This is a genomic window from Rhodococcus sp. NPDC047139 (assembly GCF_040643435.1).
Lineage (GTDB): Bacteria > Actinomycetota > Actinomycetes > Mycobacteriales > Mycobacteriaceae > Rhodococcus.
Genome location: NZ_JBEYUH010000008.1, coordinates 197554 through 218361, shown reverse-complemented (window position 1 = coordinate 218361; position 20808 = coordinate 197554). Strand labels below are relative to the sequence as shown.

Genomic DNA, 20808 nt, shown 5'->3' with positions numbered 1-20808 from the left:
GCCAGATGGTTACCGAACCGGTCGCAGTCCTCCGCAAACGACATGATCGTCGCAACCTCTCGTTGAGAGTGTTGCGACGATCATGTGAACCCGCCCTCACGGGCGCCGGGGTCCTGTCGTATCCGTAGCGCTGTGCGAGCAGGGCCGCAGTGGAGTCGGTAGTACCGTGAGACCGCTACGGCTCTCCGTGTGAGCAGCCACACCACCCGACATCCGCGGAAAGGCTCAGCCACGTGACCATCGCCGTGACCGGCTCCATCGCCACCGACCACCTCATGCGCTTCCCCGGCAGATTCGCCGACCAGCTGCTCGCCGATCAGCTCGCACACATCTCCCTCAGTTTCCTCGTGGACGATCTCGTCGTCCGACGTGGCGGAGTGGGGGGAAACATCGCGTTCGCCATGGGTGTCCTCGGGGGAGCGCCGGTGCTCGTCGGAGCGGTCGGCGCCGACTTCACCGAGTACCGCACGTGGCTCGAGGACCACGGGGTCGACTGTTCGTCCGTCCACGTGTCGCACAGCGCGCATACCGCCCGGTTCGTCTGCACCACCGATCTGGACATGGCGCAGATCGCTTCCTTCTATCCCGGCGCGATGTCGGAAGCACGGGAGATCTCCCTCGCCGAGGTCGTCCGGAAACACGAGGTCGACCTCGTGCTGGTCGGCGCCAACGACCCCGACGCGATGATCCGCCACACCGCCGAGTGCCGGCGGCTGGGTATCCCGTTCGTGGCCGACCCCTCCCAGCAGCTCGCCCGGCTGGACGGCAAGCAGGCAGAAGAGCTCATCGACGGTGCCGAGTACCTGTTCACCAACGAGTACGAGTGGGGTCTGCTGCAGCAGAAGACCGGCCTGACCGAGGACGAGATCGGGGCGAAGGTCGGCATGCGCATCACGACCCTGGGCGGCAACGGCGCGAAGATCGTCGACTCCGAGGGCAACTGGGTACAGGTCGGTGTCGTGCCCGAACGCGCGAAGGTCGATCCGACGGGTGTCGGCGACGCCTTCCGCGCCGGTTTCCTCCTGGGTCACCGCTCGGGTCTGAGCATCGAACGCGCCGCGCAGCTCGGCTCTCTCGTCGCCGTGCATGTCCTCGAGACCACCGGCACGCAGGAGTGGACCTTCGACCGGACCGACGCGCTCAAGCGTCTGTCGGACGCTTACGGAGCCACCGCAGCCGAGGAGATCGCCGCCGTTCTCTGACCGCATCCGGTCCGTGACACACAACGGCCGCGAGCTCGTCCACATGGATGCTCGCGGCCGTTCGTGCCGTTGGCCGCGGAATCAGATCTCGACGGGGTAGGCCGGCTCCTGGATCTGCGGCACGATCCGCTGCTCGACGAAGATGCCGTGCCAGATCATGAACACCAGCAGCGTCCACAACCGGCGGCTGTGGTCGATCGGACCGGACCGGTGGTCGTCGAGCATCTTCGCGACCGCGGCCTTGTCCAGAAGGTGATCGGTCTGGGATTGCGCGATCACCTCGTGAGCCCAGTCGAACAACTCTGTACCGGCGAGCCAGTGCCGCAGCGGCACGGGGAAGCCGAGCTTCGCCCGGTGCAGCACGTGCGGCGGGACGATTCCCTCGAGTGCCTGCCGCAGTGCGTACTTGGTGGTGTTCTTGGTGATCTTCTGATCCAAGGGCACCTGGGAGGCCACCCGGAAGACCTCGGAATCGAGGAAGGGCACCCGCAGTTCGAGGGAGTTGGCCATCGTCATCTTGTCGGCCTTGACCAGGATGTCGCCGCGCAGCCAGGTGAACAGATCCAGATGCTGCATGCGCGCGACCGGATCCCAGCCGGCCGACTGCGCGTAGATCGGCGCCGTGACGTCCTGGTGGGTCCACTCGGGCCGGAACTCACGCAGCACCGAGCGCAACTGTGCGTCGTTGAAGCTGCGGGCGTTGCCGTAGTAGCGCTGCTCGAGCGTCATCGAACCGCGGTGGAGCAGGCTCTTGCCTCGGGTGCCCTCCGGAATGCGCTCCGACAGCTTCCCTGCGGCTCGTCGCAGAGCGGGCGGAAGGAACTCGAAAGAACGCAGCGAGAGCGGCTCGCGATAGATGGTGTAGCCACCGAACAACTCGTCTGCGCCCTCACCGGAGAGCACGACCTTGACGTGCTTGCGGGCCTCTCGCGCGATGAACCACAGCGGCACGAGCGCGGGGTCGGCCACCGGGTCGTCGAGATACCAGACGATCTCCGGGATCGCCGCGGCGAACTCGCTGGGGGAGACCACCCGCACGATGTGCCGGGCACCGATCGCCGCAGCCGACTCGGCTGCGACGTCGACCTCCGAGTAACCCTCCCGCTCGAAACCTGCGGTGAAGGTGATGAGCTTCGGATTGTGCTGCATCGCGAGTGCCGCGATGGCGGTGGAGTCGATGCCGCCCGAGAGGAACGAGCCGACGGTCACGTCGGCACGCATGTGTTTGGCGACCGAGTCCTCGAGAGCTTCCGCGATCTCGCGATAGCGATCCTGCTCGCGGCCGGCCGCGAAGGGCCGGACCGGGAAGGTTGGGTGGAAGTACCGCGTGATCTCGGGCTCGGCACCCGGGGTGAGACGTGCGTAGCAACCCGACTCCAGGCGGCGGATCTGCCGGTGCAGTGTCTCCGGTTCGGGAACGTACTGCAGCACGGTGTAGTGCTCGACCGCACGAGGATCGAGCTCGGTGCCGATACCGATGAGATCGGCGAGTTCGAGCAGGCTCTTCTTCTCGCTGCCGAAAGCCGTCCCCCCGGTGCCCGTCGCGAGGAACAACGGCTTGATGCCGAACGGGTCGCGGGCGACGAACAGTTCGCGAGTGTGGGTGTCCCAGATCGCGAAGGCGAACATGCCGCGCAGTCGCTGGACCGCGCGCACCCCCCAGTGGTGATAGGCAGCGACGATCGCCTCGCTGTCACCCTCGGTGGCGAAGGAGGTGCCGAACGTCTCGGTGAGCTCCTTACGCAGTTCGAGATAGTTGTAGATCTCCCCGTTGAAGGTCAGCGCGTAGCGGTCCGGCTGCTCCGGAGGGCCCCAGCGCAGCGGCTGGTGCGAGTGCGCGATGTCGATGATCGACAACCGATTGAATCCGAAGACGAGGTCGGCGTCGTGCCAGGTGCCGTGCTCGTCGGGCCCGCGATGGCGCAGGCAGTGCATCGCGGAGTCCACCTTCGCGACGGCGTCGTCGCTGGTGCCGTCAGTGGTCAGAAACCCGAGCAATCCGCACACGCGTGGGGTACCTCATTCCGGTCGAGGGTGTCGCGAACGAACCCCGATGGGTGCCGGCGCGGGACACCGCACCGCGCCCGGCACCGGGAACTACCACTCGGGGTCCGGCGTTGGTTCTACCGAAGTATGCCGCAGACGGTCGAGGCGGGCAGGCGCGCCCGTGCTGTGGACGGCGTACGCGTCCGATTCGCGAAAACGGGACGTCACGGCGGGGGTCTTCGGGTCGAAACGCCCACTCCGCCACTTTCTTCGTGCCCCGGCGGTGGATAGTGGCCGGGTTTGGTCTACGCTGCGTAGTAATTGGGCCGGCCCTCCGGGTGTGCCCTAGTGGAATTGCGGCGATCAGGAAGGCGTGAACGTGGCGCAAGGTCGGATCCTTCGGCGGTTCGGGCTCGCAGCATCACTCGGCATTGCAGCCTTGGTGCTGACCGGGTGCTCGAGCGAAGAAATCCTTCGTTTCGGCTGGCCGGAGGGCATCACTCCTCAGGCCGAGCGTATGCGTGAACTGTGGACGTGGTCGGCTGTCGCCGCCCTCGTCATGGGAATTCTCGTGTGGGGACTCACCTTCTGGGTGGTCATTGCTTACCGGCGCCGGAAGGACGACCCCGAGTTCCCTCGTCAGACGGCCTACAACGTGCCGCTCGAGCTGGCCTACACCGCGGCGCCCTTCGTCGCCGTGTGTGTCCTCTTCTACTTCACGGTCGTGGTCCAGAACTACGTCCTGGAGAAGGAAGACAACCCGAACGTCGTGGTCGACGTGACGGCATTCCAGTGGAACTGGAAGTTCGGCTACCGGACGATCGATCTTCAGGACGGCAGCGAGCCGTACAACGGCATCGACGAGGTCGCCCAGGATTCGGTCGCACTGCAGCCGTTCGATCCGGCGGCTGCCCACGGCGAGGATCACGAGGCCCCGGGCCCGATCCACGGCAAGCCGACCGAAGACCTGTCCTACCTGCGCTACGACAAGATCGAGACGCTCGGCACCAGCGAAGAGATCCCGGTGCTCGTGCTTCCCACCGGTAAGCGCATCGAGTTCTACCTCGCTTCGTCCGACGTCATCCACTCCTTCTGGGTGCCGGAGTTCCTGTTCAAGCGCGACGTGAACCCGAACCCGGTCGAGAACAACGCCGACCCCGTCTTCCAGATCTCCGAGATCGAACGCGAAGGCTCCTTCGTCGGCCGGTGCGCCGAGATGTGCGGCACCTACCACGCGATGATGAACTTCGAGGTCCGCGCCGTCAGCCCGGAGGACTTCGCCCGGTACATCGAGCTCCGTAAGCCGGTCGAGGACGGCGGCGAGGGCCTGTCGAACGCTCGCGCGCTCGAAGCCATCGGCCAGAGCCCGATCGCAACCTCGACGACTCCGTTCAAGACCGACCGCACCGACCGGTCGGCGACCGTCGCCGCAGGCGAGTGACGGCCACCTCCTCCGACAAGGACAAGTGCTGATATGAAGATCGAAGCCAAGCTCTTCGAGGTCGTGACGGTGTTCTTCGTGCTCGTCGCCATCGTGTACGGCACGTTCACCGGACTTTCGGAAAGGGGCATCGAGTGGGCGGGCCTGACGGCCATCGTCCTCTCGGCCGGCCTGACGCTCATCGTCGGAACGTACTTCCGTTTCGTCGCCCGGCGTCTCGACACCCGCCCCGAGGACTACGAGGACGCGGAGATCAGCGACGGCGCAGGCGACCTCGGGTTCTTCAGTGCCGGTAGCTACTGGCCCATCCTGCTCGCCGGTGCGGCTGCCTTCGCCGCCATCTCGCTCGCCTTCTTCCAGCCGTGGTTGATCGTTGTCGCGGTTGCGCTGATCATCGCCGCAGCCGCAGGACTGGTGTTCGAGTACCACATCGGACCCGAGAAGCACTGATCCGACTCTCTCGACGCCAAGGGGCGCCGCACCTTCGGGTGCGGCGCCCCTTGCGTTCTCTCCGGCTCAGGATCCGGCTCGGCGAGTGCCGAGGACGGCGTCCGCGGTCGCCGCGACCGTCCGATCGGGATCGCCGGTCAGCGCGAACAGAGCATCCTCGGCCGCTGCCCCGGGAATCTCCGCGAGAGCCTGCGTGAGACGCAGACGTACGGGGACCGCAGCGGCCTCGTCGAGCACCCGCTGCACGGATCGGACGATGTCGGCGGGTCGAATCGACCGGTCGGCGAGCCGTCCCAGCACCTCGGCGGCCTCGACGTCCGAGCGGCCCTCGACGATCATCTCCAGGAGGACCGGGGCGGCCTCTCCCACACCCCGCGATCCGAGTGCCAGAGCCGAGGTGGTCCGTACGTGCGGGTCGTCGTCGTCCAGTGTCTCGGTCAGAAGTGCGGAGGACTCGGGGAGGTGCAACTCCGCGAGCGCGGCGATCGCCCGTCGCCGTACCGGCGCCTCCGTCGAACGCAGCCCGACGGCCAGTTCCGGCAGCGCTGCCTCCGGGGCCCGTGCGAGCGACCATCGCAGAGCGCCCGCCACGTTGGGATCGTCTTCCGCAAGAACAGCCCGGGCCAGCGCCACGACCGGCAGCGTCGCGGCCTCGTCCTGGGACAGGATCGCCTGCTGGCGACGGGAACCGGAGTCGGATTCGAACGCGCGGAGCAGTGCGACGAGGCGCAGCACGTCGTCCCACCCGCCCGGAGAAGCGGAGCCGACGCCTTCGAGCCGGGCGAGCAACTCGGTCTCGGTGGCGATCCGCTCGCGCGTGTTCCGGATCAGTTGCTGTACCAGCTCTGCCGGGGCGAAGCCCGGTTCCTCCAGTGCGCGTCCGACCTCGGTCAGTGACAGCCCGAGACTCCGGAGACTTTCCACGTGAAAGAGCCGCCGGAGATCGTCGACGTTGTACTCGCGGTAGCCACCGGACGTTCTCCCCGTCGGCGTGACCAGTCCGAGGCGGTCGTAATGACGCAGCATGCGCGTGCTGATACCGGACCGCTGTGCGACCTCACCGATCAGCACCGTCTCACCCCCGCTTCCCGTCCGTGCCCGTGACAGCGACGCGTGTCGCGGTCTCCAGCGAGAGCGCGAATGCGCTGTCGGGATCGACGCGGATCCGCTCGGTGGCCCGGGCATGAGCGCGGACGCGAGGGTCGGGGTCGGCGAGCGCCGCTTCCAGTACCGGAACGGCCGCATCGTCGAGCGCCGCGAGAGCGCGAGCGAGGCTGAGCTGCAGGTCGTGGTCGCCGCGGCCCAGTTCGGCGCCGAGAGCGGCAGCGAGACGCCTTTCCGAGCCTGCTGGGACGAGTGCGACTGCGGCTCGCCACGCGCTGCGGGCAACCTCGTCGTGCTGGTCGTGAACCATGCCCGACACCGCCGGCCAGGCACGCGGGTCGCCGATCTTGGACAACGTGTGCAGGGCCTGGCTGCGAGCCTGCCGGTTGCCGGAGTCGAGTTCTGCGAGCAGCAGCGGAACGGTCAGCTGTGCAGGAAGGCGGCACAGCGACCAGGTCAGCATGTCGCGGACGAAGAAGTCCGGTTCCAACGCGCACCGGTCGACGAGGGTCCGCGCGAACCCGGGGTCGGCTGCGGTGCCGATCTCGAGCGCCGCACGCAGGCGGACGGTCGAGTCGGGGGCGGCCAGGGCGTCGGCCGGGCCGCGGTCCGGTGATTCACGGTGTGTGTTCATGGAAGACACCTCCTTCACCGGCCCATTCGAGCGCTTGTCACAGTGTCAAGGTCAAGTGGCACTTCGACGGTATCCGGTGGGGGAGGGGAGAGTCCGGGAACGACGACCGGGGCCCCGGACCGTGAAGGTCCGGGGCCCCGTCAGGAGACGATGCCGCGTATCAGTGCGACTTGTCGGGCAGCTGTGCTGCGCCGTCGCCGTCGCCGTGGACGCGCTCCTGGTACTCACGGAGCGTGTTCCGCAGCTCGAGCTCTGCTTCGTGGTGCGCGGCCTCGAGAGCAGCCGACTCGTCGGCCGGGTCGGGGCTCCACCAGCTACCGGCGCCCGGCTTGCCCGCGCTGCCGAGACGGTTCATGCGCTTCGGGATCGCCGCACCCTGGTATTCGAGCGGAATCGGGTGGCCATGGTCGTCCACCGGGCCGAGCGGCTGGTGGATCTCGATGTACTCACCGGTCGGCAGGCGACGGACGATGCCCGTCTCGATGCCGTGCTCGAGCACCTGACGGTCGCTGCGCTGCAGACCCAGGCAGAACCGGTACGCGATGTAGTACGCGAGCGGAGGCAGCACCACCAGACCGATACGGCCCATCCACGTCGTCGCGTTGATGGAGATGTCGAACTTGAACGCGATGATGTCGTTGACGCACATGATCGTGGCGACGAGGTAGAACGCCAGGGCCATGAAGCCGAGTCCGGTGCGGACGGGAACGTCGCGCGGACGCTGCAGCAGGTTGTGGTGCGCATCGTCCTTCGTGAACTTCTTCTCGATCCACGGGTAGATCGTGAGGATGACGAACACCAGGCCCATGATCAGCGCGATCCAGAACGGCTGCGGGATCGTGTACCGGTCGAACAGGTACAGCTCCCAGGCCGGCCAGATACGGGCCAGACCGTCCGTCCACATCATGTAGATGTCCGGCTGCGAACCGGCGGAGACCTGTGACGGGTTGTACGGACCGATGTTCCAGACCGGGTTGATCTGCAACAGTCCGGACATCAGAGCCAGCACTGCGAAGGTCATCGCGAAGAACGCGCCCGACTTGACGGCGAAGACCGGGAGGATGCGCACACCCACGACGTTCTGTTCCGTACGGCCGGGGCCGGGGAACTGCGTGTGCTTCTGGTACCAGACCAGCGCGAGGTGCGCGGCGATCAGGGCCAGGATGATGCCGGGGACGAGCAGCACGTGCAGCACGTAGAAGCGCGGGATGATCAGCTCGCCGGGGAAGTCCCCGCCGAAGATCGCCCAGTGCATCCAGGTGCCGATGACCGGGATACTCAGCGTGATGCCCGAGAAGGCCGCGCGAAGACCCGTGCCCGAGAGCAGGTCGTCGGGGAGCGAGTAGCCGAAGAAGCCTTCGAACATCGCGAGGATGAGTAGCAGCGAGCCGATCACCCAGTTCGCCTCACGCGGGCGCCGGAATGCGCCGGTGAAGAACACGCGGAGCAGGTGCACCACGATCGAGGCGGCGAACATCAGTGCTGCCCAGTGGTGGATCTGTCGCACGAACAGACCACCGCGGACCTCGAACGAGATGTTCAGTGTCGTCTCGTAGGCGCGGGACATACCGACGCCGCGGAGCGGCTGGTACACGCCGTCGTAGGTGACGTGGGCCAGCGACGGATCGAAGAAGAGGGTGAGGTAGACACCCGAGATCAACAGGATGATGAAGCTGTAGAGCGCGATCTCACCCAGCAGGAACGACCAGTGGGTGGGGAACACCTTGTTGATCTGGCGACGGATGCCCGCGGACAGGTGGTAGCGAGAATCGAGATTCTCGCCGATCTGTGCGGTGCGGGACGGGGTTGCAGTACTCACGGGCGACGCTCCCAGAATGCCGGGCCGAGTGCCTCGATGAAGTCACCGTTGGCGACCAGGAAGCCCTCTTCGTTCACTGTAATCGGAAGCTGCGGCAGTGCGCGAGCAGCGGGACCGAAAATCGGCTTGCCGTACTCCAGTGCATCGAACTGCGACTGGTGGCACGGGCACAGGATGCGGTGCGTCTGCTGCTCGTAGAGCGAGGTGGGGCAGCCGAGGTGCGTGCAGATCTTCGAGTATGCGAAGTAGTCGCCGTAGTTGAAGCTCTCCTGGCCCTTGCGCTTGACGACGCGCTCGGCGTCCTCGGTGCGCAGACGGATCAGCATGACCGCATTACGGATGCCGCGAAGGCTCTGCAGCAGCGCGTGGTCGTCGCCACGATCGGACTCGCGGAACGGGAAGACCGTCTCCATGCCGCCGGCATCGAGATCCTCCGGACGCACCAGGACGATGTCCTGAGGGCGTCCGGTGTCGCGGCGCAGGTAGATCGTTTCGCCCGGGTAGCGCGGCGTCCAGCCCGACGTCCACAGCGACGACTCGTCACCCTGTGCCCACGGGTTCTTGATCAGACCGCCGAGCGGCATGATCAGACCCAGGCCGAGAGCGCCGCCGCCGAAGATGGCGGTCCGCTTGATCAGCTTGCGGCGGGGGAGCGTCGACGTCTCGAGCGAGTCGGCGAGCTCGGCGGCGATCGTCTTCTTGTCGACCTCGGACGATCCGCCGTCGTGCCGATCCTGGATCGACACCTCTTCGGGGATGAACTTCTTCGTGAACTGCACCGCACCGATGCCGATACCGAGGATGGACAGACCGAGGGTCAGGCCCAGCATCGGGGTGTAGAGGCTGTACCAGTTGTAGTTCGGGTCGCCGATGCCCTGGTACTCCCACGGCCAGAACAGGAAGATCGCGATGAACGCGAGACCCGAGACGCCTGCGAGGGCGAACCAGAAGGCGACATTGCGCTCGGCCCGCTTCTCGGCGCGGGTGCCCTCGACGGGCCACCGATCCTTGCGGAACGCGACGTCGACACCGTCGAGGTTCGTGCCGAGCGTGACCAGATCGTCCCGGCTCATCCGGTCGAGGTCTTCGACCGTGTGCTTGTTCGGCGTTTCGTCGCCATTCATGACCTTGCTCCGATCCACAGCGCAGCGCCGACGACGGCGACAATGCCGACGACCCACATGGTCGGCCCCTCGGCACCGGGACCGAAGCCGCCGAGCCCGTATCCACCCGGGTTCTTCGTCTCACTGACGGACTTGATGTACGCGATGATGTCCTGCTTCTCCTCGACCGTCAGCTGGCGATCGGAGAACTTCGGCATGTTCTGGGGGCCGGTGAGCATCGCGGTGTAGATCTGCTGCTCGTTGGCAGGATCCAGGTTCGGTGCGAACTTGCCGGACGACAGCGCTCCGCCGCGTCCGGTGAAGTTGTGGCACGACGCGCAGTTCTGGCGGAACAGTTCCGAACCGCGGCCGATGTCGTTGCCGCGCAGCGAGGACTGGGAGATCTCGCCGTTCTCGTCGCGGATGACCGTCGGGCCTCCGCCGTTCGCCTGGATGTACGCGCCGAGCGCATCGGTCTGGGCGGCGTCGAACTTCGGGTCCTTGCGCAGCGCCTGGGCCTCGTTGCGCATCATCGGCATGCGGCCCGAGGAGACCTGGAAGTAGACGGCGGCCTCGCCGACGCCGATCAGGCTGGGGCCGCGGTCCTGGACACCCTGCAGGTTGACACCGTGGCAGGTCACGCAGGAGGTCTCGTAGAGCTGCTGGCCCTCGCGGATCAGGGCGCTCTGGTCGTCCTGCGCGGTGGCGACCTGCGGAGAAGGCGTCAGTGCGGAGGCGATGAAGCCGGCACTGAGGAGACCGAGCGCGAGGACCAACGCTCCGGTGACACGCCGGCGCATCTTGCGCTGGCGGCGGGACTTCGCAGCGTCGGCTGCAGAGGATCGACCGGGCATGTCACCCTCGGAGAGAGGTGGGGATGAACTCATCTGTATCCCTTTTTTATGTCGGGACGGACTGGACGTCAGGGGGCTGCCTGGGCGTTCAGCTGGCTAACGGATGAAATAAATCGTGGCAAACAGCGCGATCCAAACGATGTCGACGAAGTGCCAGTAATACGAAACGACGATGGCTGCAGTGGCCTGCGCAGGGGTGAACTTGCTGACCCGTGTGCGGAACAGCAGGAACACGAACGCGACGAGACCGCCGATGACGTGCAGGCCGTGGAAGCCGGTGGTCATGTAGAACACTGAGCCGTACACGCTGCCCGAGATGGTCGTGCCGTCCTTCACCAGGGTGATGTACTCGTAGCCCTGGCCGAGCACGAAGAAGGTGCCCATCGCGAGGGTGATGATGTACCACCGCCGCAGGCCGAAGACGTCGCCGCGTTCGGCAGCGAACACGCCCAGCTGGCAGGTGAAGGAGGAAGCGATCAGCACCGCGGTGATCGGTACCGCCAGCCACAGGTTCAAGTGGGTGGGCGGCGGCGGCCACATGCCCTCCGGGGCCTGTGCCCGTGCCACGAAGTACATGGCAAAGAGCCCTGCGAAAAACATGAGCTCGCTGGACAACCACACGATTGTGCCGACGCTGACCAGATTGGGCCGGTTCAACGAGTGCACGCGCTGTGTGATTGCAGATCCTGAAGTCCCTACTGCGCTCGTCACGCTGGCTAGTATGACCCGTCGTAGTACGTCTTGGGCAATCGGGGCCGAAATCGGCGCGTCCGTGGTGGTCTCGGACTTGGATTTCACCAGGTGGCGTCTGCGGAAGGGCACTCGGGAAGGTGCTCGCGAGAGTGCGCCGCGAGGCATTTCGGGGCCCCGCGGACCCCATGCGATCGTGGTGTCATGAGTACCGGAAAAGGTCTTCGAGGGTGGCTGCGTTCTCTGGGGCGCCGGCGCAGCGAACCGCTCGACGTGAACCGGGCCGATCTGGTCGTGGTGGTCTCGTCCTTCGACGATGCGGAGGCATGTTCCACGGCGCTCGAACGAGCGGCCGAATCCACGCCCTCGTGGCAGGCCGGCGAGGAGGCGGTTCTCCGGCACCACCTGACCCTGCCGGCGGATGCGGTGGACCGGGCCACCGAACTTGCCGGGCAGGACGGCTACGTCGCCGCCGGACCCGCCGGACGCCTCCCGTCGGCTACCGCCGATCACGTCTCCCTGATCCTGCAGCGCGTGCAGATCCTCGACGCGCTGCACTGCGCGCAGGAGAAGTCGCGGATGGCCTCGCTCGCCCAGCGGCTCGGGGGTACGGCGCTGGGATGGGACGCCCTGCAACCGCCGAGTTCCGCTGGCTAAGCTGACCGGTCGGAGGGCACGCCGGTGCCCGGTGAGGAGCGACATGCGGCGAGGGCGGGTGCGATGAACGCGACGCGAAACGCGGACGAGGTGACGCAGAACTGGCCCTCCGTGCTGGGAGTGCTCACGTCCGGGCAGGATCTGTCCGCTTCCGAGGCACGGTGGGCGATGGCGGAGATCTTTTCCGACAACGCCACGCCTGCCCAGATCGCAGCATTCGGTGTCGCACTGAAGATGAAAGGTGAAACTCCCGACGAAGTGCGGGCGCTCGCCGACACGATGCTCGACTACGCCCGTCTGGTGCCGGTCGACGGAGACGTCGTCGACATCGTGGGCACCGGGGGCGACCGGGCGAACACCGTCAACATCTCCACCATGGCTTCGCTCGTCGTGGCCGCTGCGGGTATTCGCGTCGTCAAGCACGGCAACCGTGCCGCCTCGTCGAAAAGCGGAGGCGCCGACGTGCTCGAGGCTCTGGGAGTGCACATCGCTCTCGGACCCGACGAGGTGGCACGTTCGGTTTCCGAGGCGGGAATCGGGTTCTGCTTCGCGCCTGTCTACCACCCGGCCCTGCGCTTCGCGGCCGCCCCGCGCAAACAGATCGGCATCCCGACGGTCTTCAACGTTCTCGGCCCGCTCACGAACCCGGCCCGCCCGAGTGCCGGTCTGATCGGATGTGCCTTCGAACCTCTCGTCGCCACCGTGGCCGGTGTGGTCGCGCAACGCGGCAACTCCGCTCTCGTCGTACGCGGGGACGACGGACTCGACGAACTGACCACCTCGACGACGTCGACGGTCCACATCGTGCGTCACGGTGAAGTGCGGGTCGTGACCCTCGATCCGCGCGACCTCGGTATCGACCGGGTTCCGCTCGAAGCGCTGCGTGGCGGCGACGCCGACGAGAACGCGACGATCGCGCGGGCGGTTCTGGCAGGCGAGAAGGGTCCGGTGCGCGACGCCGTCCTGCTGAACGCGGCCGGGGCGATTGCAGCGTTCCGTGGCGTCGACGGTGTTCTCGAGGACGCACTCGTGGCAGGTCTCGAGACAGCGGCGCAGGCGATCGACAGTGGCGGCGCTGCGGCGGTCCTCGCACGATGGGCGGAGGTCACCACGCGACTCGGTTCCGCGTCCGCAGAATAGATAAGGACACGGGAGACCACTACGGGCCCGCACTGCACAGTGCGGGCCCGTAGTGCGCGGTGCGCAGTACCGTCAGTTCCCGATCGAGAAGCCGGCTTCGACGTCCGCACTCGAGTACGACTGGAACGCGATGTGGGTGACGGTCTTCGTCACGCCTTCGATCTTGTTGATCCCCCGGGTGACGACGTCCGCGATCTTCTCGTGGTCGCGGACCCGGACCACCGCGACAAGATCGACGTCTCCGGCGCAGGAGTACACCGTGTCGACGCCGTCGAGGTCGGCCACCGCCTGTGCGGTCTCAGGGATAAGGTGCGCCTCGGCATCGATCAGGACGATCGCGTTGATCATGGGGTCTCCTTCAACCTTCCTCGGGGATTGCATCAGCCTATGCGGTGGGTCGCGTCCGCGGAGAGGAGCCTGTTGACGGCACGGGCGTCGCGCGCGAGTTCGGCCCACGCGCTCCATCGCCCCGCACCCCGCGCCGGTTCGCACCAGCCGTGGCTCGCACGGACGATACGGACACCCTCGTCGTCCAGCCACCGGGCGACGAGCCCGATCTCCTCCGGGGATGCTCCGCGGAGCGGACCCGGTGACGGGCGCACCGTCTCCGCAGCGGCGACGATCGCCTCCACGACCGGCATCGGACGCACACCGCGTGGCGCAGTCCCGGCGGAGGCGAGCCGGCCGGCGCGGATCACGGCGAAGTCCCACCCGCCTTCGGCTCGTGGGCGCGCGGCGACGAGTTCGTCCACGGCCGCCAGCGCTGCGAGGCGTTGTGTGCGTCGTAGGGCGACCAGCGCAGCCGCGAGCCGGTCGCGCAGGCGGGCGGCGTTCTCGAACAGCTGGTCGCGCACCAGTGCGGCAAGGCGATCGTGCACCGCGTCGACGGCGTCGTGGGCGGTCCCGCGGACGACCGCGCACACGCGCTCGACCTGTGCCGCGTACGCGGAGGCGTCCTGGATGCCGAAGGGTGCCGCCGCACAGCCTCCGACGGCCGTGGGGAGGCAGCGGTCGCCGTGGTGGGCCGTACGGCCGATCTTGCGTGTACACGTCCGCAGCCCGCACATCTCCGCAAGAAGCGCCGCGACGTCGGCGGCGTCGGCGCGCACCGAGAACGGGCCGATCGCGTCGGGGCGGGGAGTGCGGCTCACGGCGAGACGTGGGAACGGCTCGTCGGTGAGGACGATCCACCAGCCGCGCATCGGATATTTCGACCTGCGGTTGTAGGGAGGTGTGTGGGCCGCGATCAGCCGGAGTTCACGCACGCCCGCCTCGAGTCCGTGGGCGCACTCGACGTGGTCGATGCGGGTGGTGAGGGCGACCATCTCACGTAGCCGCGGTCGCGTCTCGGAGCCGGTGAAATAGGTCCGGACGCGTCGGTGCAGATCGACGGCGGTGCCGACGTAGAGCACCTCGTCGGAGGGACCCCGAAACATGTACACGCCGGGTTTGCGGGGAAGGTGCGCTGCGAGTGCGCGTTTGGCACGTTGTTCGGCGGTGACCACCGGGAGGTAGTCGCGTAGCTCGGTGAGGCTGTGTACGCCTTGATTGCCGACTCGCTCGATGAGGGCGTGCAGGACGTCCACCGTGGCACGCGCATCGTCGAGGGCGCGGTGGGTAGGCGTGGTCGAGACGCGGAACAGTTCCGCGAGTGCGGCGAGCTTGACCGACGGTGCCTCGTCCCGTCCGAGTACGCGACGGGCGAGTTTGACGGTGCACAGCACCTGGAAACGTGGCCACGCCAGTTCGCACCGTGCGGCGGCGGCCTTGAGGAATCCGACGTCGAAACCCGCGTTGTGCGCGACGAGCACTGCCCCGGAGGCGAACTCGAGGAAGGCGGGTAGCACCTCCTCTATCTTCGGCGCGGCGTAGACCATCGCGGTGGTGATTCCGGTGAGCTGAACGATGTACGGGGGGATGGGGCGGCCCGGATCGACGAGAGTTGCGAACTCGCCGAGCACCTCACCACCGCGGATCTTCACCGCGCCGATCTCGGTGATGGCGTCCTCGGCTGCTCTTCCACCCGTGGTCTCGAGGTCGACGACGACGAAGGTGGTGTCGCGAAGGGGAGTGTCGAGCTCGTCGAAACCGAGTTGTACGCCGAGGGCGGAGGGTAGCGGCGAGGTCATGCGGCAGAGCCTAGAAAGCTGCACCGACAGCCCTTTCGGCGGCTCCGAACGGTCGGTGGAGAGGAGGATCACACCCCGTTTTTCAGGTCGCGCCGAGGGGTACCGGGGGTGCGAAAACAGACCGATCGGCCTCCGGTGCGCAATCGGGCGAACCGGATCGTTCCGTTCCGAACGGCATCACAGGACGCTACCGCTCTCACCTGGGGACTTCGTGCCGAATACGGGCGAATCGGGCGGCGTCCGCTGCCGTGGCCACCGCGCCGGCGTGCTGATGGGACCGCCCTGTTACCGCGCCGTTATCGGACTGTTGCACAGGCGGGAATCCAGCTGGGCGAATCGGCCCGAACGGGCGAACTGGGCCCTCGACCGGTCGACTTCATCGATGCCGTTTCGTAATCTTTTTGTGACCAAGCGGAGAGTTTTCCGGTCCACTCCCGGGCTGGAGCCGCGCGGTTACCGCCTAATCATTCCTTTCCGACTTCGGGGAGGGTGAGCCGGGGACCCACGTAGTTCTTGGGGTGAATCCCCTCCGCCCGTCGTGGCGAGGGGTAGGGCTGATCTTCCGGCCCGAACCCGTCAGCTAACTCGGTCGGCGGGTGAACGGAAGAAACGGAGAACATCCCCTCGTGGTCTCGAACAACAGCAAGCGCACCGCCCGCCGCGCCCTCGTCGCCGGTGCCATTGCTCTCGGAGCAGTCACCCTCTCGGCCGGCCCGGCGATGGCCGAGCCGATCAACATCCCGGGTGTCGGAACCTTCGACCTTCCTGCCGGTGTGACCGTGCCCCCGGAGGTCGCCCAGCTTCTCCCGCCGGCCCCCGAGAACGTCCCCACGACTCCGGTCGCTTCCTTCGCTGCTCCTTACAGTTCCGTCGGGCAGCGCGCTGCCGACGCCGCGCAGTCGAAGATCGGCGCTCCCTACGTCTACGGTGCCGCCGGACCGAACTCCTTCGACTGCTCCGGCCTCGTCCAGTGGGCCTTCAAGCAGGCCGGGCTCGACGTGCCGCGGACCAGCTACGAGCAGGCGTCCGCCGGTACTCCGGTCGACATCAATGCTCTGGCGCCCGGTGACGTCGTTTCCTTCTACGGTGGCAGCCATACCGGCATCTACATCGGTGGTGGCAACATCGTGCACGCGTCGACCTCGAGCCAGCCGGTCAAGATTGCGCCGCTGAACTCGATGCCCGTCGACGGCGCCCGTCGCTTCTGATCCGACCGCGCATCTGCGGTGAGGGTGGGTCCGGCACATGCCGGACCCACCCTTTCCGCCTTCTTTGAGCACAAACGGCGTCATTGCGCAGGGATACCCGCGAGTAGACACAAACCTATGCGGTTCCGTAACCTGATCGAGACCTTCGGGAAAGGATGCGAGCCCACGTGGTTTCCGACAGGACGAAGCAACTCGTTCGAATGCGGGCCGAGCGACATATCGGCCGACCGGCCGCGGTCGTCGTACTCGTGCTGATGATTCTCGGTTTCACCGTTTCGCCTGTCACGGCGCAACCGCCGGGGGACACTCCCACCGCTCGTCTCGAACATCTCGCCGACCTCTCGCGCCGGAGCGAGCAGGCAACCGAGGCGCTGCACAACGCGGGCGTGGATCTCGAAGCGAAGATCGCAGCCCGGCACGACGCAGAAGCACGCGCCGCCCAAGCCGACGAGGCTCTCCGTGTCGCGCGCGCGGACATCGCCCGCTTCAAGCCGACCGTCGACAAGCTCGCCCTGGCCAATTACCGCGGTGCGCGCACGAACCGGCTCTTCGCGGTCATGGTGAGCGACTCGCCCCAGCAGATGCTCGACCAGATGGTGCTGCTCGACGTCCTCGGCGCGCAGACCTCCCGCGAGGTCGAAGGTTTCCGGGCGGCCACCGCCGCTGCGGCCGAAGCGGCCGTGGCCGCGCAGCACGCCGCCGAGGAGGCACGTGCCGCCTCCGAACGGGCCCAGGTCCTCCGCGACGAACTCCAGCAGCGACAGGCCGAGCTCGAACAGCAGATCGAGGGCGTGCTCGATGCCTTCGAGGCACTGAGCGACGAGGAGAAGGCCGAACTCGCCGGCACCCCCTTCCCGCCGGGCCTCGACGCCGAGAAGATCATGCAGCACCTCGTTCCCGGCAGCAACGGCGCCGCGGTTCGTGCCGCGATGTCCCGCATCGGATCGCCGTACGTCTGGGGGGCGACCGGACCCGGCCAGTTCGACTGTTCGGGACTCATGGTGTGGGCCTACAAGCAGGTCGGTAAGACCCTGCCGCGTTCGAGCCAGGCCCAGGCACAAGGGGGAATTCCGGTCTCCCGCGCAAATCTGCAGCCGGGCGATCTCGTGATCTTCTACGACGACGCCTCCCACGTCGGCATGTACGTGGGCGACGGCAACATGGTGCACGCCTCGACCTTCGGCGTACCCGTGAAGGTCCAGTCGATCGACCGCTTTCCCTTCCACAGCGCTCGGCGGTACTGATCGGGCATTCCGGGACCGCCGCTGCCGAGGTCGCGCCGAGAGGACCCGGCGCGTCGACCTAGACTGACGCGGTGCCCGCGCGTTCGTCTTCCTCCGCCGGTACCCGTCGATGGGAGCGGCTCGGCCTCGCGGGGCTGGTGCTCGCCCTCGCCACGGCAGGGTTTCTGCTGGTCGTCGATCCGGCGGGGACCGGCGGCGTCGATACACAGGTACGCGCCGACCTGCAGATGGTGTTGGACGAGTGGGCCGACGCAGTCCGGACCGGAGACTCGGAGGCCCTCGGGACGCTGATCGACGATTCGTCGCCGGCGCTCCTCGAGGCCGAACGACAGCGGCTTGCCGCGCTCTCCTCGGTTCCCCTCGCCGATTTCGGTTACGAACTCGTACCCGAACCTGCGCTTCCGCTGTCCGGCGAGGCCGTCACTCGGTTCGGTGCCGACGAGGTACGGGCTCACCGGGTGCTCCTCAGGTACGCGGTCGACGGCATCGACGACGTTCCTACCCGCCGGCCGGTGACGATACTGTTCGTCCACCGCCCGCAGGGGTGGCGGATCGCCGACGATGCGCCGGTCCTCGCGGGTGCGGAAAGTGTGACCTGGCGAGGTCCGTGGGACCACGGACCGCTCCACGTCGCCGCGGTGCAGACCGAGGGCGGGCGGTCACTCGTGATCGGGCACCCGGACAACGCAACGTTCGTGGACCGGACGGCACGCGAGTTGCCCTCCGCCGTCGAGTCCGTCGACGAACTGTGGGGCGGCGACTGGCCGCGGCGTGCTCTGATCCTCGTGACCTCGACGCGAGAGGAGTTCACGCACCTCGTGGGCCCGCGACACGACGGCGACGACATCGCGGCAGTTGCAGTCTCCGACGATGTGGACCACGAACGCCGGATCGCCACCGGGCGTCGCATCGTCTTCAATCCGGCAGCAAGCGACCGGCTCGACGACACGACCCTGGCCGTGGTGCTCGCGCACGAGATGGTGCACGTCGCCGCGCGCGCCGACACCGTCGACGGTTCTCCCATGTGGATGCTCGAGGGTTTCGCAGACTACGTCGGTCATCGCACCGCCGCAGGCGATCCCGAGACCAGGGGAAGGACGGACGTGTGGCGGGTCGCGCCGACGCTGTCCGGGCAGGTCGCCTCGGCGGGAGCGCCGGACTCGCTACCGGCGGACGACGACTTCACCGGTGAGCGGTCTGCGCTCGCCTACGAGACGGCCTGGTCGATCGCCGCGTTCACTGCGGACGAGTTCGGGCACGACCGGCTCGTCGCGCTCTACCGTGCACTCGCCACGGGTCCCGTCCCGAGCGCCCGGCTCGACGCGGTGCTCACCGAGTTCCTCGGCGTCGATACCGCCGGTTTCGTGGACCGATGGGGAAGATGGCTGGACGAGCGCGTCCGCGACACCCGTTGACCGACCGCGGTCTCGCAGCTTCTACGGTGGACGCATGGCGCGGACCCTCCTGGTGACCAACGACTTTCCTCCCCGTCCCGGGGGCATCCAGTCCTATCTGCAAGCATTCGCGAATCAGCTGCCCGCCGACGACCTGCTCGTCTACGCGCCGCGCTGGCGTGGCGACAGCCACGTGAAGTTCGACGCACGGGCACCCTACGAGGTCGTTCGCCATCCCACGACGTTGATGCTTCCGACCCCGGACGTGGCGCGACGAGCTGCCCGGCTGCTCGTCGAACACGACTGCGACACCGTCTGGTTCGGGGCCGCCGCCCCCTTGGCGCTGCTGGCGCCGGTGATGCGCCGCGCCGGAGCACAGCGCATCGTGGCCAGCACGCACGGCCACGAGGTCGGGTGGTCGATGCTGCCCGGCGGACGGCAGGCATTGAGGCAGATCGGCGACCACACCGACACCGTCACCTACGTCAGTCGCTACACCCGCGGTCGGTTCGCCTCCGCGTTCGGCCCCGAGGCCGGCCTCGAACACCTGCCGTCCGGCGTCGACCCCGAGGTCTTCCGCCCGGATGCCGGAGCGCGTGCCGAATTACGTGCGCGCTACGGGCTCGGCGACCGCCCCACCGTGTTGTGCCTGTCGCGCCTCGTGCCGCGCAAGGGTCAGGACGTGCTCATCCGCGCGCTGCCGGAGATCCGGCAGCGCATCGACGGGGCCGTACTCGTCGTGGTCGGCGGCGGACCTTACGAGGCGCGACTGCGGGAGCTGGCGCGCCGGACCGGCGTGGAGCAGCACGTCGTGTTCACCGGTACGGTGCCGGCTGCCGAACTCGCCGCGCACCACACCATCGCCGACGTGTTCGCGATGCCGTGCCGCACCCGTGGCGGCGGTCTCGACGTCGAGGGACTCGGCATCGTCTACCTCGAAGCGTCCGCCACCGGCGTGCCGGTGGTGGCCGGACGCTCGGGGGGTGCCCCGGAAACGGTGCAGGACGGCCGGACGGGGTTCGTCGTCGACGGCAGGTCGGTGACAGCTGTTGCCACCGCGGTGTCCGGTGTCCTGGCCGATCCGGATCGTGCCGCCGCGATGGGCGCCGCAGGCCGGGAATGGGTTTCCGACGCCTGGCGGTGGGACGTTCTGGGTGCGAGATTGCGTGGCTATCTCGACGCCGCAACGCCGCCGACGGGGAGCATGGCGCCGTCGGCGGGGTGACCGGACAGCGCCGGCAGACGATATGTGAAGCTGTCCTGCGTGAGCAGCATCCAGGTGGCCGATCAGACCTTCGTAGCCGCGCCCCCCGAGCGCATCGCCGACGAGATCGCGGCGCCCGACAGGTGGCGTGCATGGTGGCCGGATCTCGCACTGACCGTGCGTGAGGACCGTGCAGAGAAGGGCATCCGGTGGACGGTGTCCGGCCCGCTCGAGGGAACGATGGAAGTGTGGATCGAGCCGGTCCTGGACGGCGGGGTGATCCACTACTTCCTGCACTGCGAACCGGTGGGTGTCGCGCCCGAGCGGGTCGCCGGTCTCGACCTCGCCGGAATGAACCGGACGCGGCGTGTCCAGGGAAAAGCGATGACCTTCGAGGTCAAGCAGCGTCTCGAGGCCGGTCGTCCGGCCGGTGAGCCACCACGTCCCTGACAGCCGACTCCCGATACCGTTGTTCCTGCGGTGTGTGATAGACCGTCGGAACGGGACGCACCGGGTGCACGCGAGGGACCGAGAAAGGGAGCCTTCACC

At 67.5% G+C, this 20808-nt stretch carries 19 protein-coding genes and 1 riboswitch; of the genes, 10 read left to right on the top strand and 9 right to left on the bottom strand.

The window, feature by feature from the left end; genetic code table 11:
- The first annotated feature begins 233 nt into the window (after positions 1–233).
- A complete protein-coding gene (locus tag ABZ789_RS13260) occupies positions 234–1202 on the top strand; it encodes a carbohydrate kinase family protein (protein ID WP_358424285.1) in 969 nt (322 codons plus the stop codon).
- Between the two features lie 81 nt (positions 1203–1283).
- Here the strand turns inward: ABZ789_RS13260 and asnB are convergent, their stop codons facing one another.
- Positions 1284–3209 (bottom strand): asparagine synthase (glutamine-hydrolyzing), encoded by a 1926-nt coding sequence (gene asnB, locus ABZ789_RS13255; RefSeq protein WP_358424283.1) that lies wholly within the window; start codon positions 3207–3209, stop codon positions 1284–1286.
- Between the two features lie 352 nt (positions 3210–3561).
- Here asnB and ABZ789_RS13250 point away from each other — a divergent pair, with 352 nt between their 5' ends.
- Positions 3562–4629, top strand: coding sequence for a cytochrome c oxidase subunit II (locus ABZ789_RS13250; RefSeq protein WP_358424281.1), 1068 nt, complete (start codon positions 3562–3564; stop codon positions 4627–4629).
- Between the two features lie 33 nt (positions 4630–4662).
- Positions 4663–5079: a cytochrome c oxidase subunit 4 gene (locus ABZ789_RS13245; RefSeq protein ID WP_358424279.1), complete on the top strand. Its 417-nt coding sequence runs from the start codon at positions 4663–4665 to the stop codon at positions 5077–5079.
- A 66-nt stretch (positions 5080–5145) separates the two neighbouring features.
- Here the strand turns inward: ABZ789_RS13245 and ABZ789_RS13240 are convergent, their stop codons facing one another.
- The 6 genes from ABZ789_RS13240 to ABZ789_RS13215 all read right to left on the bottom strand — a co-directional run bounded on the left by ABZ789_RS13240 (position 5146) and on the right by ABZ789_RS13215 (position 11304).
- A complete protein-coding gene (locus ABZ789_RS13240; RefSeq protein WP_358424277.1) occupies positions 5146–6150 on the bottom strand; it encodes a HEAT repeat domain-containing protein in 1005 nt (334 codons plus the stop codon).
- 4 nt (positions 6151–6154) lie between these two features.
- On the bottom strand, positions 6155–6817 hold the full coding sequence (locus tag ABZ789_RS13235) for a HEAT repeat domain-containing protein (RefSeq protein WP_358424275.1): 663 nt from the start codon (positions 6815–6817) through the stop codon (positions 6155–6157).
- 160 nt (positions 6818–6977) lie between these two features.
- A complete protein-coding gene (locus tag ABZ789_RS13230; RefSeq protein WP_358424273.1) occupies positions 6978–8636 on the bottom strand; it encodes a cytochrome bc complex cytochrome b subunit in 1659 nt (552 codons plus the stop codon).
- Positions 8633–9760, bottom strand: coding sequence for a ubiquinol-cytochrome c reductase iron-sulfur subunit (locus ABZ789_RS13225; protein WP_358424271.1), 1128 nt, complete (start codon positions 9758–9760; stop codon positions 8633–8635). The genes ABZ789_RS13230 and ABZ789_RS13225 overlap by 4 nt, the downstream gene beginning before the upstream one ends.
- Complete coding sequence (locus tag ABZ789_RS13220) at positions 9757–10626, bottom strand: cytochrome c (protein ID WP_358424269.1); 870 nt, start codon at positions 10624–10626, stop codon at positions 9757–9759. Before ABZ789_RS13220 ends, ABZ789_RS13225 begins: the two co-directional genes overlap by 4 nt.
- A 63-nt stretch (positions 10627–10689) precedes the next feature.
- On the bottom strand, positions 10690–11304 hold the full coding sequence (locus ABZ789_RS13215) for a heme-copper oxidase subunit III (protein WP_358424267.1): 615 nt from the start codon (positions 11302–11304) through the stop codon (positions 10690–10692).
- Between the two features lie 183 nt (positions 11305–11487).
- On the opposite strand from ABZ789_RS13215, the gene ABZ789_RS13210 reads away from it, so the two are divergent.
- Positions 11488–11940: a hypothetical protein gene (locus ABZ789_RS13210; RefSeq protein WP_358424266.1), complete on the top strand. Its 453-nt coding sequence runs from the start codon at positions 11488–11490 to the stop codon at positions 11938–11940.
- 63 nt (positions 11941–12003) lie between these two features.
- Complete coding sequence (gene trpD, locus ABZ789_RS13205; protein ID WP_358424265.1) at positions 12004–13080, top strand: anthranilate phosphoribosyltransferase; 1077 nt, start codon at positions 12004–12006, stop codon at positions 13078–13080.
- Between the two features lie 72 nt (positions 13081–13152).
- Here the strand turns inward: trpD and ABZ789_RS13200 are convergent, their stop codons facing one another.
- Positions 13153–13428, bottom strand: a complete 276-nt coding sequence (locus ABZ789_RS13200) for an Lrp/AsnC ligand binding domain-containing protein (RefSeq protein WP_358424263.1) — start codon at positions 13426–13428, stop codon at positions 13153–13155.
- A 32-nt stretch (positions 13429–13460) separates the two neighbouring features.
- A complete protein-coding gene (locus ABZ789_RS13195) occupies positions 13461–15209 on the bottom strand; it encodes a DEDD exonuclease domain-containing protein (RefSeq protein ID WP_358424261.1) in 1749 nt (582 codons plus the stop codon).
- 447 nt (positions 15210–15656) lie between these two features.
- Positions 15657–15820, top strand: a riboswitch (cyclic di-AMP (ydaO/yuaA leader).
- Positions 15821–15835: 15 nt separating this feature from the next.
- On the opposite strand from ABZ789_RS13195, the gene ABZ789_RS13190 reads away from it, so the two are divergent.
- The 5 genes from ABZ789_RS13190 to ABZ789_RS13170 all read left to right on the top strand — a co-directional run bounded on the left by ABZ789_RS13190 (position 15836) and on the right by ABZ789_RS13170 (position 20709).
- The gene (locus tag ABZ789_RS13190; protein WP_358424259.1) at positions 15836–16417 is read left to right on the top strand and encodes an NlpC/P60 family protein; all 582 of its coding nucleotides are present in this window, start codon (positions 15836–15838) and stop codon (positions 16415–16417) included.
- Between the two features lie 200 nt (positions 16418–16617).
- The gene (locus ABZ789_RS13185) at positions 16618–17661 is read left to right on the top strand and encodes a C40 family peptidase (RefSeq protein WP_358424317.1); all 1044 of its coding nucleotides are present in this window, start codon (positions 16618–16620) and stop codon (positions 17659–17661) included.
- 71 nt (positions 17662–17732) lie between these two features.
- Positions 17733–19076: a hypothetical protein gene (locus ABZ789_RS13180; RefSeq protein ID WP_358424257.1), complete on the top strand. Its 1344-nt coding sequence runs from the start codon at positions 17733–17735 to the stop codon at positions 19074–19076.
- Between the two features lie 34 nt (positions 19077–19110).
- Positions 19111–20280 (top strand): glycosyltransferase family 4 protein, encoded by a 1170-nt coding sequence (locus tag ABZ789_RS13175; protein ID WP_358424255.1) that lies wholly within the window; start codon positions 19111–19113, stop codon positions 20278–20280.
- A gap of 39 nt (positions 20281–20319) precedes the next feature.
- Positions 20320–20709 (top strand): polyketide cyclase / dehydrase and lipid transport, encoded by a 390-nt coding sequence (locus ABZ789_RS13170; protein WP_358424253.1) that lies wholly within the window; start codon positions 20320–20322, stop codon positions 20707–20709.
- The last annotated feature ends 99 nt before the right edge of the window (positions 20710–20808 follow it).

Excerpts from the sequence above, each read along its gene's own strand:
- ABZ789_RS13175 (WP_358424255.1), top strand. The coding sequence starts at position 19,111 with ATGGCGCGGACCCTCCTGGTGACCAACGACTTTCCTCCCCGTCCCGGG.
- ABZ789_RS13225 (WP_358424271.1), bottom strand. The coding sequence starts at position 9,760 with ATGAATGGCGACGAAACGCCGAACAAGCACACGGTCGAAGACCTCGAC.
- ABZ789_RS13220 (WP_358424269.1), bottom strand. The coding sequence starts at position 10,626 with ATGAGTTCATCCCCACCTCTCTCCGAGGGTGACATGCCCGGTCGATCC.
- ABZ789_RS13235 (WP_358424275.1), bottom strand. The coding sequence starts at position 6,817 with ATGAACACACACCGTGAATCACCGGACCGCGGCCCGGCCGACGCCCTG.
- ABZ789_RS13245 (WP_358424279.1), top strand. The coding sequence starts at position 4,663 with ATGAAGATCGAAGCCAAGCTCTTCGAGGTCGTGACGGTGTTCTTCGTG.
- ABZ789_RS13195 (WP_358424261.1), bottom strand. The coding sequence starts at position 15,209 with ATGACCTCGCCGCTACCCTCCGCCCTCGGCGTACAACTCGGTTTCGAC.
- trpD (WP_358424265.1), top strand. The coding sequence starts at position 12,004 with ATGAACGCGACGCGAAACGCGGACGAGGTGACGCAGAACTGGCCCTCC.
- ABZ789_RS13210 (WP_358424266.1), top strand. The coding sequence starts at position 11,488 with ATGAGTACCGGAAAAGGTCTTCGAGGGTGGCTGCGTTCTCTGGGGCGC.
- ABZ789_RS13185 (WP_358424317.1), top strand. The coding sequence starts at position 16,618 with ATGCGGGCCGAGCGACATATCGGCCGACCGGCCGCGGTCGTCGTACTC.
- ABZ789_RS13200 (WP_358424263.1), bottom strand. The coding sequence starts at position 13,428 with ATGATCAACGCGATCGTCCTGATCGATGCCGAGGCGCACCTTATCCCT.